Origin of the sequence: Rhodoplanes sp. (assembly GCF_013377085.1) — a bacterium.
GTDB lineage: Bacteria > Pseudomonadota > Alphaproteobacteria > Rhizobiales > Xanthobacteraceae > Rhodoplanes.
The window spans coordinates 141519-155056 of record NZ_JACAAX010000005.1 but is presented as its reverse complement, the minus strand read 5'-3'; the positions used below and the strand labels follow the sequence as shown (position 1 = coordinate 155056).

The window sequence follows — 13538 nt, the reverse complement described above, 5'->3', positions numbered from 1 at the left end:
CAAAGTATTTTTCCGCCGGCTCGGTGGATTTCAGCATCGCGGTCCGTCTTCGCCGTGACCCCCACGGCAGCCGCCGCCGGGGCCGAGCCCCGTCGTCGTGCCGGAACACAACCATGCCGCTCCGTACCAGCTTGAATCGCCTCTGCCGCCACACACGACGGGCCCTTCTGGCGGGGACCAGCCTCGCCGCGTTGACGGCGACCATGCCGGTCCCGGCCGAAGCCGGCGGCCTGCGCGACAGCGTCGTCAATCAGGCGGCGGGAGCAGCCGCGGCCTCGACGGCGGCCTCGCAGGCGGCGGCCGCGGCCTCGGCCCAGGCGCTGATCCGGGTCAATGATTCGCTGCGCGCCATGCGCGACGTCCAGGCGGCGGCGCGGGCCGCGGCATCGGCCGCGGCCGGTGGCGTTCGCAACGGTCTCGCGCCCGGCGGTCTGGTGGTCGCCCCGGGTGCGGTGCCGAGCGCCACGGATTTCGGCTCCGGCCTGTGGCAGGGCGCCGATCTGCCCACCTCGTCCACGGGTGCGACCGGCCGCACCCAGGTGGAGATCAAGCAGACCACGTCCAAAGCGATCCTGACCTGGTCGAGCTTCAATGTCGGGCGCGAGACGGATCTCTATTTCAATCAGACCGCCGGCGGCAGCAATGCCAGCCAGTGGATCGCGCTCAACCGCGTCATCGATCCGAGCCTGGCGCCGAGCCGCATCCTCGGCACCATCCGGGCCGACGGACAGGTCTATGTCATCAACAAGAACGGCATCATCTTCGGCGGCTCGAGCCAGATCAACGCCAACACGTTCGTGGCGTCGAGCCTGAACCTGAAGAACGACCAGTTCCAGGCCGGCATCGACGCCCCGCTCTACGTCTTTCTGGACGGCAACGGAAACTGGACCACGGCGCGGCCGCAGTTCGGCGATTACGCCGACGTGATGCCGCTCCTCGTGGAGGTCGGCGACCCGCGCCAGGTGGCGCCTTATGTGCCGGACCGCGTGCCGGGCGACGTCGTCGTCCAGGCCGGCGCCACGATCAACGTCGCGAGCGGCGGCAAGGCGTTGCTGTTCGCGCCGCATGTGGCCAACCGGGGCCAGATTTCGGCGCCGGACGGCCAGGTCATCCTGGCGGCGGGCGAGCAGGTCTGGCTGGCGACAAGCCCGGTCCTGACCGGCACCACGCTGACGCCCAACGTCCTGGTGCGCGGCCTCGACGTCGCGGTGTCGGCGCCGTCGCCCTATGCGTTCTATTACGATCAACTGACCTCGGGGCTCATGTCCGCCGGCACCCCGCTCAGTAATTTCAACAAGTCGATGCGCGACGTCATCCTGCCGCAGATGGCGGCGCGCGCCGCGACGGTCGGCTACAGCGTCGTCAACGACGGCGTGGTCCTCGCCGACCGCGGCAACATCACCCTGGCGGGACGCGACATCACCCAGAACGGCTGGCTCGGCGTCACCACGGCGCTCAACAACCGCGACGGCACCGTCCGCCTGCTCGCCTGGGACCAGGGCTTGATGGCCTATGCGAGCGGGATGGCCGAGCTGTTCTACTGGTCGGCCGGCAAGGTCACGCTCGGCGGCGGCAGCGTCGTCAGCGTCCTGCCGGACGCCGGCGACACCAGCGAGATCGAGCTCACCGCTCTGGCCAATCGTTACACCGCCGGGCAGGTCGCCATTCGCGGCAAGACGATCGACATCGAATCGCAGGCGAGCATCATCGCGCCGGCCGGCAAGATCAGCCTCGTCGCCAGCACCTGGCCGCAAGCCGGCGAAAAGCCGGTGCCGGGCGAGACCGGCCTCCGCGACGGCAGCGAGGTCTATATCGCCGAAAACGCCTATCTCAGCGTCGCCGGGCTCAAGGACATCGCCCTGGCGATGGAAAGCAATGTCGTGAAGGCGGAGCTGCGCATCAACGAGCTGCGGGATTCCCCGCTCTACCGCGAGTCATGGCTGCATGGGTTGACGGTGCTGGTCGATCGGCGGGTGAGCGGCACCTTTGCCGACGGCCCGATGGCCGGCGTGTCGTGGGGCGACGTCGCGGGCAAATGGACGGGCACGCCGCTCGCCGATGTCAGCGCCTGGATCGGCACCGGCAAGACGACACTGGCCGAGCTGTCCACCGTGGGCGGGTCGATCCTCGTCAAGTCGAGCGGCGCGCTGATCACCCGGGCCGGCTCGAGTCTCGACGTGTCCGGCGGCTCCGTGCGCTATGCCGACGGCTGGATCACCACCACCAAGCTGCTCGGGGCGGACGGCCGCATCTACGATATCGGCGAGGCGACGCCCGACCGGGTCTATGTCGGTCTTGTCGGCGACTCCACCATTTCGCACTCCCGCTGGAGCGTCACCGACACCTATGTCAACCGGCTGAGCCGCGCCAACAGCCGGCGCTTCGAGGCCGGCTACACGGAAGGGCGCAACGCCGGCGCGATCCAGCTCTATGGCGCGGAAGGGATCGTGCTGGAGGGCGATTTCTTCGGCGGCGTGATCGCCGGGCGACGACAGAGCGCGGGCATCGGCACGCCGGCGACGGCCGGCACGTTCACGGTCGGCGGCAGCGCCGCCGAGGAGACCCAGTGGCAGATCGGCAATCTGATCATCTCGTCCCACCCGACGATGCTGCCGGCCGGGTTCGACTCGAGATCCGTCCTGGGCGCGACTTGGTTCGGCGGCAGCGCCACCGACGTGAACTCGTACCAGAAGAAGACGACCTATCTCGACTCCGACATTCTGGCCGCATCGGGCATGGGGGCGTTCAAGTTCTACGTCACCAAGAGCCTCGGCCTGGCGGCCGGCGAGACGCTCGAGCTGACGCCCAAGACGGCGTTCTCGGTGAGCGGCGCCGGGCCCGGGGTCGGCGATTTCACCATCGGCGGCACCATCCGCATCGCCGGCGGAACGGTGTCGCTGGGCGCGGCCAACTCGATTGTCCTCGAGTCGGGCTCGGTCATCGATGTCGGCGGCGAATGGGTCAACGAGCTCATCGACGGCGCGGGCGCGCGGGCGCCCGCCATCGACGGCGGCAAGATCACCTTGGCGGCCTACCTGTCCGGCACCGGCACCCCGGTTCTCGACGTGTCCGGCGGCGGGCGGTTGAGCTCGTCCGGCGGCAAGACCAGGCTCAAGGCCGGCAATGCCGGCAGCATCGACATCTACGCGCGGACCGCCGCGCAGATCGCCCGCCTCGACATGCGGGCCTACGCGGCGGGATCGGGCGGCGCCCTCAACATCCGCACGACGGCTGCCGTTCAGCTCGGTGGCGCGGCGCCGGCCGACCCCGCGACTCTCTATCTGCCCGGCACGGTGTTCAGCGATCGCGGCTTTCGATCCCTGAGCGTCGCTCTGCCGGATTTGACGGTGGCGCCCTTGACCATCCTCGTGCCGGACGGGGCGGTCGTCGATCAGGCACCGCTCAACATCGATCTCGTCGGCATCGATCTGTCCCGCGTCGCCTCGGGGGCGAAGATCACCGACCTCGGACCGTTGCGGGCCTTGCGGGACATCGACCGGGCCGCCCGGTTGCCGGCGTCATTGTCGCTCTCGGGCTCCGTCGTGACGGTCGGAACCGGCGCCGTGGTGCGGACCGACATCGGCGGCAGCATCGGCCTCGCGGTCTCGGGCGATGCGATCGTGCGCGGCACGCTGATCGCGCCGGCCGGGTCCATCGGCGTGACGGCCGGGGGAAACGTCACCCTGGCCGCGACGGCGCGGCTGCTGGCGCGCGGCGTGCCGCTGATCGCCGCCGATGCGCGCGGATATCTCGGCGGCAGCGTGCTGCAAGGCGGGTCGATCGCGATCGCGGCCGGCAATCCCGCCAACTACAGCACCGGCACCATCACGTTGACGGCGGGATCGCTGCTCGACGTCTCCGGCGCCGCCGCCGATATCGATCGGCCGCCGGTGCGCGGCGTCCTACCGGGCGAGCAACGCATCCGCCTGGTCAGCAATGGCGGCTCGATCGCATTGACCGACACCGGCGTCGGCACCTCGACCATCGACGCCACGCTGCTCGGCTATGCCGGCGGCCCCGGCGCTGCCGGCGGCACGCTGTCGATCACCGAGACGTCGCCGGCGACGGTCGTGTCCACCTCGCCGTTGCTCATGTCGCCCACCCTGCCGACGACAGTTTGGTACAAAGACCCGGCGACCGGAGTCGCCAAATCGATCTTGGTGAATTGCACGACCTGCGATCTCGATATCTACGACGAGTACAGTGGGACAGTCGCGACGAGCACCAGCATGCGGACCGCGCTCAACCAGTTGCGCACGCAGTTGCAATACGGCGTGCTGGTGGTCGACGGACGCGCGGCGGATGCCGGCGGCGCCACCGCATCGGTCAAGGCGTGGGAGTACAACACCGCCATCTCCCAGCCCTTTGTCGAACTTCTCAGCAAATATTTCTACACCTCGTCGGCACTGACGACCAAAATCACCATCCCCGACATGCAGGCGACGACCGCGGTCGGCGTGACGCGGGTGGCGGCGAGTTCGCTCTCCAACGGCGGCTTCGGCAACGTCTCGATCACCACGCCGAGCGGCATCCGGCTCGGCAGCAACGTCGTCGTCGGCGTTCCGGGAACCCTGACGCTCAACCTGTCCGGCAACATGTCGCGGCTCAGCAGCGTCGTGGCCGGCAGCAATGCGACGTTGCGGGCGAACGACATCGTCTTCAACAGTGCCGGCAATCTGGCGGCCTATTCGTCGGCCTATTCGAGCGCGACGACCGGCAAGCTGACGCTCGCGGCACCACTGATCGAGGTTCTCGGCGCCAACAATATCCGCGGCTACGGCGAGACCTCGCTGGAGACCGGCGAGCTGCGCATCGACGCGATTTCCGCGGCCAGTGCCTCCGCCGCCCAAAAGGTCGGCGGCCGGCTCGACGCCGAGGGCAAGCTGACCATCAAGGCGGCGGACGTCTATCCGGTGTCGGGCGTGGCGGCGACCATCAAGTCCAACGGCAGCATCACGGTGCTGCAGAACGGCGCGGCGACCCTGCCCTACTCGGTGGCCGGATCGCTCACCGTGTCGGCGCCCGTCATCGAGCAGGACGGCACGCTGCTGGCGCCGTTCGGCACCATCACGCTGTCGGCGACCACCAGCCTGACGCTCGGCGCCGGCAGCCTGACCTCGGTGTCCGGCAACGGGCTGATCCTGCCCTACGGCAATCTCAGCAACGGCGACAGTTGGACCCAGACGCCGCTCGGCAGTACCACCGTCAACGTCCTGGCCTCGCTGCCGGACAAGAAGGTGACGCTGTCGGCCCCGACCGTGAACCAGAGGTCGGGCGCGGTCGTCGACATCAGCGGCGGCGGCGATCTCTACGCATCGGAATTCGTCGCCGGGCCGGGCGGCTCGCACGATGTGCTGGCGATGGCCGGCGTGTACGCGATCATTCCGTCCTACAGCTCGGCCATCGCGCCGCGCAACACCACGGCCTCGCTGGCGGTCGGCGACCGCATCTGGCTCGCCGGCGGCGACGGCCTGGCGGCCGGCTGGTACACGCTGCTGCCGGCCCAATATGCGCTGCTGCCCGGCGCCTATACGGTGCAGATGGTGACGGGCTCGACCGGCAAGGCCCTGACCCGCAGCGTGACCTTGAACGACGGCGCCATGGTGGTGGCGGGCTATCGCGCCAATGTGGTGAGCGGCGCGGCCCAGCCGCTCGCGTCGTCCTGGCGGGTGATGTCGGGATCGACGCTTCGCCGATACAGCGAGTACAACGAGGCGCTCGCCGACGACTTCTTCGCCTCCGACGCCTTCAAGCTCGGCCAGTACCGCCTGACCGGAGTGAACGTGGTGACGCCGCGGCTGCCGATGGACGGCGGCGCCGTCGTGCTGCAGGCGACCCAGACGCTGATCCTGGACGGCCAACTGAGATCGCAGGCGGTGGCGGGCGGGATCGGTGGCCTGGTCGACATCGCCGGGACCAAGATCGCGGTGGTGAACGGCGATCATCGAAACGACGCCGACCTCGCGGGCTATCTGGTCGTCGACTCGGCGGCGCTGTCGAACTACCACGCCGCCAGCCTGCTGATCGGCGGCACCCGTGCGGTCGATCCGGCGGGCACCCGCATCACCGTGATGGCCGGCAGCATCATCGTGCGCAACGACGGCGGCGCGCCGCTGAGCGGACCGGAAATCATGCTCGCCGCGACCGGCTCGATCGCGGTCGATGCCGGCAGCGCGGTCGTCGCACAGGGCGACATCGCCGCTCGCGCCGGCGACCTGGTGATCGCCCCGGTCAGCGCCAGCAGCGACTACGGCGCCTTGATTCGGGTGTCGAACGGCGGCGCCATCAATGTGATCCGCCAGAACGTCGTCACCTCGACCGGCGGCCTGGTGACGATCGGCGCCGGCGCCAGGTTGGCCGGCGGCAAGGCGCTCCTGATCGATGCCACCCGCAACACCGCGCTGTCGAGCTCGGCGCAGGTGTCGGGCGACGCCTTGACGCTGTCGAGCGGCCGGATCGGGCTCGGCGGCGGCGGCGGCGGGCTGGTCCTGTCGGCCCAGAACCTCGCGCAATTGTCCAGCACCCGGACCCTGACGCTGCGGAGCTATTCGACCATCGATCTGTTCGCGTCGCTGAATTTCGGCGACAGCGGCGTCGGCGATGTGGTGCTGGATGCCGCCGGGCTGGTCGGCTACGGCAGCAACAGCGTCGCCATCGCGGCCGACAAGATCACGCTGAAGAACTCGAGCGCGACCCTGGTCGAGCCGACCGGCACGGGAAGCGGCACACTGGCCTTCCACGCCGGAGAACTGGTGCTGGGAGTGGGAAACAAGGCGATCCGCGGCTTCAATGCAGTCATGCTGAGCGGCACGCGACGGATCGTCGGCGAGGGCAACGGCGCCCTCGATGCGGCCGCGGCCGCGGTCGCCCTGGTGGCGCCGGTGGTCACCGGACGGGGCGGGGCCTATCAGAGCGTGACGACGCTCGGCGCCCTGTCGGTGTCCGGCGGCGGGTTGGGCGACCTCACCGACAGCGGGCAAAGCCTCGGCGCGCGTCTCGCCTTCACGGGCGGCCATGTCACGGTCGACGGCCGCATTCTGGCGCCGGGCGGCGCCGTCGACCTCACCGCCACCAGCGGTGATGTCGTCGTCGAGGACGGCGCCATCGTCGATGTCGGTGGTTTCGGCAAGCGGTTCTACGATGTCGTGGCCTATGCCGACGCCGGCCGCGTATCGCTGACCGCCATCGGCGGCAGCGTGCGCGTGGCGGCGGGGGCGACCATCGATCTGCAGGCCGACGACAATGGCGGCAATGCCGGCACGCTGGCCGTGACGGCGACCGGCGGCGGCACGGTCGCGCTCGACGGCAGCCTCAGGGCGCAGGCCGGGCGCGGCGTCGGCGGCTCGTTCAGTCTCGACATCGACGCCTTGCCGGATTTCGCCGGCCTCAATCGGCGCCTCAACGAGGCCGGCTTCTATGCGTCGCGCCAGTTCCGTATCCGCTCGGGCGATGTGTCGATCGACGGCGTCACCACGGTGGCGAATTTCGGCCTGGTCGCCGATCGGGGGTCGGTGACGATCAACGGCCTCGTCGACGCGAAATCGGCCTATGGCGGGAGCATCTCGATTTCCGCCGGCAACGGCATCACGATGAACGCGGGCGCGCGCCTCAATGCCAACGCCACCGCCGAGCTCGGCGGCGGCCGGGTGCTGCTCGATGCGGTCGGCGGAACGCTGGCCGGTGTCGCCGGCGGCACATTGGATCTCGCGGGCGGCACGATCGACGTCGGCGGCGGCCAGGGCGGCGTCGTGCGGCTGCGCGCGCTGCAGACCAATGGCCTCGCCGGCGCGTCTCGTCACACCGGCGGCGCCGGCGACCATGTCGATGTCGCGGTCGATCGTCTCGATGCCACGATCACGGGCGCACGCGTCGTCAACGGCGGCAGCGCGGCCGTGCTGGAGGCGGTCGGCGTCTACACCGACACGTCGGTCGACACCGCGATGGCGACCGCGGCGACGGATGCCGCGACCTTCATGGCCGCCAGGCCCGGACGGCTCGCCGGCAAGGGCTTCGGCATCATGGCGGGGATCGAGATCCGCAGCAGCGGCGATCTCACGCTGGCCTCGGATCTCGATCTGAACAGCCGGTTCGACGCCAGCCTGCGCCAGGGCGGGCTGACGCTGCGCGCCGCCGGCAATCTCGCCATTCTCGGCAATCTCAGCGACGGCTTCTCGACGGCGCTGAGCAGCGGCACCCTCTCGAGCGGCGCGTCGTGGGATCTGCGGCTGGTGGCCGGGGCCGATCTGACCTCCGCCGGCATGTTGGCCACGGTGCCCTCGGCGGGGTTGCCGGCGGCGAGCGGCTCGGTCACGATCGGCAGCGCGGCGGCCGGCAAGCTGGTGCGCACCGGCACCGGCGATCTCGCCGTGCGCGCCGGGCGCGACGTCTCTCTCGCCAACTACAAGTCCGTCGTCTACACGGCCGGACAGAAGGATGCCGACGTGGCGAATTTCGCCAAGCCGGCCGCGGCGAGCTACGGCGTCAACGGCGGCAATCTCAGCATCGCGGCGCAGGGCAGCGTCGCCGCGCCCACCGAGCCGGTCGGCTCGCTGAACGGCCAGATCATCGCCGACTGGTTGCAGCATCAAGGCACGACCGGCGCCGGCGGGATCTTCACCGTGCAATCGTCCTGGTGGGTCGATTACACCGCCTTCTCCAACGGCGTCGGCGCGCTCGGCGGCGGCAATGTCTCGCTCGTCGCCGGCGGTGATCTCGCCAATCTCGTGGTCGCATTGGCGACCAACGGCCGGGTCAGCGGCGGCACCGCGGCGGTGCCGGCCAAATCCCTCGCGATTCGCAACGGCGGCGCCCTCGACGTCGATGTCGGCGGGGCGATCCGCGGCGGCCAGCTCTATGTCGGGCGCGGGGCCGGCACCATCGTGGCCGGCGAGTTCGCGACCGGGCGCACCGCCGGCGTGATCGTCACCACGGCCCCCGGCTCGACCACCAGCTATGTCCTGGCGCCGGTGCTGGCGCTCGGCGACGCCACGATGTCGGTGACGACGGCGGGCGATCTGCGGCTGCAGACGGTGCTCGATCCGCTGATGGCCGGTACCGTCTCGATGAGCGGCTATACCGAACGCACCGCGCTCGATCTCACCTCGGTCGGCGGCAATGTCATCCTGGTCGACCAGGGCAAGTATCTGTCGCGCTTCGTCTCGGTGAGCATCTTCGACCATTGCTGCGTGACGTCCGAGGAGAGCTATCAGTGGTTCACCACCAGTGCCGCCAATCTCTATCCGTCGAGGACGAGCATCACGGCGCTCAACGGCAATGTGCAGATTCCGCCGATGACCGGCCCGTCCTCCAACATGATGTTCAACCGCCTGATGACGATGCCGGGCCGTGAGCCGGAGCTGCAGATCCTCGCCGAGGGCAATGTCCTGCTCAACGGCCCGATCGTGATGTCATGGGCGACCGCCGACATGTTGCCGTCGCCGTTGCTGCCGACGTCCGGAGCCACCCAGAACAGCGATCTCGCCATCAAGCTGCTCGCGAACGGGACGAGCCTCGGCATCGTCGACACCGAGCCGAGCCGGATCTATGCGCGCACCGGGTCGATCATCGCGGCTCTGCCGGCGGCTTCGATGTCGTCCGAGATCAGGGGCGCGGTCACCACCAGCGAGCAGACCTGGTTCCGCGCCGGCACCGACATCCGCAACGACAGCTTCCAGCTTCGCAACGTCAATCGCACGGACGTGTCGCTGCTCGAGGCGGGCAACGACATCATCCCGGGGACCATCACGATCCTCGGCCCGGGGGCGCTCGAATTGTCCGCCGGCCGCGACGTCTACAGCCCCAGCGCCCAGATTCAGAGCTTAGGCAATCTCTATTTCAACAATCGCTTGAATCTCTATCAGGTCGTGGCGGGCCTGCCGGCCGGCGGCGCCGGCATTTCCGTTCTCGCCGGCATGGGCGGCAAGCAGCCGGCCTATGACGCGCTGATCGCCGCCTATCTGGACCCCGCCAATGTCGCGGCGATGCCGGACTATCTCAAAGTCGATGTCGGCGGGATCACGCTGCCGATCTATCTCGTGACCAGCCAGGAGACCCGCAAGAGCGGCAATATCCATGTGCTGCGCGAGGGCGTGGTCGGCTTCGTCGCCAGGATCACCGGGCAGACGCTGGCGCCGCTCGACGCCTTCGCGCGGTTCAAGTCGCTGCCGACGCTGACGCAGCAGCGCTTCCTGCGCGAGGTCTATATCGAGGAGCTGCGCGAAGCCGACAACGACCAGAACACGCTCGACGCCAAGGGCAACCCCCTCAATGGCGGCTACAACCGCGGCTATGCGGCGATCGCCACGCTGTTTCCGGGCGCCGGCTGGAAGGGCGACGCCAAGTTCGGCAACCTCATGCTGCAGACCAAGGCCGGCGGCGATATCGATATTCTGGCGCCCGGCGGCATCTTCCAGGCGGCCGCCGTCAGCGCCGTCGTGTCGGACAAATACGGTGTGGTGACGCTCGGCGGCGGCAATATCGGCATCTTCGCCGATCGCGACGTGGCGGTGAACCAGTCGCGCATTCTCACCTTCGCGGGCGGCGACGAGGTCATCTGGTCGACGCGGGGCGACATCGATGCCGGCCGCGGCGCCAAGACGGCCCGCTCGGTGTCCAAGCCGACCGTCGCCACCGACGTCGATGCCAACACCAAGGTCACCGAATCCCCGGACATCACCGGCAGCGGCATCGGGACGGTGATCGGCTACAACGGCGTCGCCGAAGGCGATGTCCACCTGATCGCCCCGCAAGGCACGGTCAATGCCGGCGACGGCGGCATCCGCGTCTCGGGCGATTTCACGGTGGCGGCGCGTTTCGTCTTGAACATCGACAACATCCAGGTCGGCGGCCAGACCAAGGGCGTGCCGAAGGCGCCCGAGGCCGTCGCGGTCCTCACCGTCCAGACCAAAGACAAGGCCGCCGCCGATGCCGTGGCGAACGCCACCCGGCAGACGAGTGCGGCCGAGCGGCCGAGCGTGATCATCGTCGAGATCCTCGGCTATGGCGGAGCGAGCGGCGAGGACGGCGCGCCGGGCGACGAGGGGGGCCGTCGCAAGCCGCCGGACAAGCGCAGCAGCTACGACCCCGCCGATCCGATCCAGATCGTCGGCTTCGGACCGCTCAGCCGTTCGGACCTGGAGCGCCTCACCGACGAGGAAAAACGCAAGCTTTCCCGATGATGCGGGGGCCGGGTGACGTCGCGGGCTACGAGCACTCGGACCGCCGCGAGGCATCTCGTCCGCAGTCTTTTTCGACAACGTTCCGCCGCGTCACCGGTTCGCGGCGGCGGACGCCGGTGTGTCGCTCCTTCGTCAGTCCTTGAGGTCGGCGTCCGAGAAGCTGCCGAGGCAGCTCGTGTCCCTGGCCCGGGACGTCACGGTCCGGAGCATGCTGCCCTGGCCTTCGCCGGTCGCGCAGGCGACGTCCTGGGCCCAGCGCCGGCGCAGCGGCGCGGCCGTCCTGTCCCACTGGCGCTTGTCGACGATGACCGAGACATTGGGCGGAAACTGGCTGAGCTCGGCGATGACGCCCGTGCCGGTCAGCCGCTTCACCTCGGCCTCGGCCAGCGCGCGATCGCAGACATAGGACACCGACGACGGCGCGTAGCGCTCCGGCGGCGCCGGCGTGGCGGTGCGGGTCTGGGCGCCCGCGCCGCCGGCGCAGAGCATGAGCCCCGCGGCGATCAGCAGGCGTCCCGGTGTGATCGGCATGGTGGTCCTCGCTGGTGCGAGCTGGCTCCCGGAGCCCGCCGCGGCCCCGGCGCCGAACGGTCTATTGGGGCTTTGCGGTTCGGGTCTGCTGCCACTGCAGGAACTGGCGGAACAGCGCCTCGCGGTCGCTCTCCGGGTTTGGGCCGGAGCTCGCCAGAAACTCCTGGAAATCGGTGCGCAGCGATTTCTGCTGGCGGGCCGCGCCGTCCGCCCGCATCTTCTGCACCATGCGGTCGGCAACGGCGAAGCGGGTCCAGCCCGGCACCGTGGCGGCCGGATTGATCTCGCGCCATTTCGGGTGGAAGGGCGGCTTCTGCAGCTTGTCCCAGTTCTCGAACAGGCGCGTCACCAGCCGCTCGACCTTGGCGTAGCGCGGCGTGTTGGGCGCCCAGTTGTAGACGGCCAGCACGGCCGGCACCCCGATCGTGTCGACGGTGCGGCCCGCCGGCACCAGGCCCGGATACTCCTTGTCGGTGAACTCGCCGATTCCGTAATAGTCGGCCATCGACTTCGAGTACGGCACCGACAGGAGATGCAGCCCCGAGCCCGCCGGGATCTTGGCGAAGAAGTCGACCGGCTTGGTCACCACCCGCACCAGCGCCGAAACCTCGCCGGCGCGGAGCTGCTGCAGCGCGCTCGACTGGTCGATCATCACCTGCTGGACCGGGATGCCGAGCCGCTGGAAGACGATCGTGCCGGTGAGGCTCGAGCCGCTGCCGGCCGGGCCGAAATTCACCTTCTTGCCCTTGAGATCCTGGATGGTGCGGATGTCGTCGCGAGCCAGAACGTGCAGTTCGGAGATCGGCAGCGACAGGATGTAGTTGACCCGTGTCGCCAGGTTCGGGGTGCGCCGCTCGACGCGGAAATACTCGAACACGTCGGCCTGGGTGACGGCGGCGTCGACGCCCTGGAGATAGAGCAGATCCTCCAGATTGGAGGCCGCCCCGTAGGGTCCGGACCCATAAAAGTGTTGGCAGCGTGAGAGGGTTGTGATTCACGGTTTCCGGGAGGAGCCGTGATGACCCAAGATTTCTTCTGGCTGACAGAGGCGCAGTTTGATCGCATCCGTCCGCACCTGCCGACCGACACGCGGGGCAAGGCGCGAGTGGACGATCGCCGTGTGATCAGCGGCATCGTGCACGTCCTGAAGTCCGGCGGCTGCTGGGTCGATGCTCCGGCCGTCTACGGCCCCCGAAAGACGCTCTACAACCGCTTCGTCCGGTGGGCCGAGAAAGGCGTTTGGCAGAAACTCTTCCACGCTTTGGCCAGCGCCGGCGGACCGCCCGAGCAAGTTCTGATCGACAGTTCCGCCGTGAAGGCCCATCGCTCGGCGGCCGGCGGGAAAGGGGGGCGCAGACGCAGGCGATCGGCCGTTCGCGCGGTGGCCGCACAACCAAGATCCACGCGCTGACCGACCGGCATTGCCGACTGATCGCCTTCCTGCTCACCGGCGGCAACGTCGCCGATTGCACGGCCGGGCACGACCTCCTGAAGCAGTTGCCGGACGCGCGCATTCTGCACGCCGACAAGGGCTACGACTCGAACGCGATCCGAGCGCAGGTCGAGGCCAACGGCACCATGCCGAACATCCCGCCCAAGGTGAACCGGCGCTGGAAAAGCACGTTCTCGCGAGTCCTCTACCGCAACCGAAACGCCATCGAACGCATGTTCTGCCGGCTGAAGGACTTCCGCCGTGTAGCAACCCGATACGACCGCCTCGCGGTCAATTTCCTCGCTACGGTCCACATCGCCGCAACCATCAGCTACTGGTTATGAGTCCGGACCCTAGCACAGGCGGCTGATCCAGCTCTTGGAGATGGCGTTCATCCC

The 13538-nt window shown here is 69.1% G+C and carries 4 protein-coding genes; 2 read left to right on the top strand and 2 right to left on the bottom strand.

Annotated features, from left to right (window positions below; all coding sequences use genetic code 11):
• The first annotated feature begins 113 nt into the window (after nt 1–113).
• Nucleotides 114–11177 carry a filamentous haemagglutinin family protein gene (locus tag HXX10_RS06135; RefSeq protein ID WP_296520732.1) on the top strand — a complete coding sequence of 3688 codons (11064 nt, stop codon included), beginning with the start codon at nt 114–116 and terminating at the stop codon, nt 11175–11177.
• Between the two features lie 132 nt (nt 11178–11309).
• Here the strand turns inward: HXX10_RS06135 and HXX10_RS06130 are convergent, their stop codons facing one another.
• Together HXX10_RS06130 and HXX10_RS06125 are read right to left on the bottom strand one after the other, a co-directional pair.
• Nucleotides 11310–11708, bottom strand: a complete 399-nt coding sequence (locus HXX10_RS06130; protein ID WP_296520729.1) for a hypothetical protein — start codon at nt 11706–11708, stop codon at nt 11310–11312.
• A 61-nt stretch (nt 11709–11769) separates the two neighbouring features.
• A complete protein-coding gene (locus HXX10_RS06125; protein ID WP_296520727.1) occupies nt 11770–12585 on the bottom strand; it encodes a TAXI family TRAP transporter solute-binding subunit in 816 nt (271 codons plus the stop codon).
• A gap of 141 nt (nt 12586–12726) precedes the next feature.
• On the opposite strand from HXX10_RS06125, the gene HXX10_RS06115 reads away from it, so the two are divergent.
• Nucleotides 12727–13484, top strand: a protein-coding gene (locus HXX10_RS06115; RefSeq protein WP_367141933.1) for an IS5 family transposase whose coding sequence is annotated in 2 segments (ribosomal slippage) — nt 12727–13066 and nt 13066–13484 — 759 coding nt in all. Because the reading frame shifts where the segments join, the coding sequence is not laid out codon by codon here.
• Nucleotides 13485–13538 lie beyond the last annotated feature (54 nt).

Coding starts and splice junctions, on each gene's coding strand:
- HXX10_RS06135 (WP_296520732.1), top strand. CDS start 114: ATGCCGCTCCGTACCAGCTTGAATCGCCTCTGCCGCCACACACGACGG.
- HXX10_RS06130 (WP_296520729.1), bottom strand. CDS start 11,708: ATGCCGATCACACCGGGACGCCTGCTGATCGCCGCGGGGCTCATGCTC.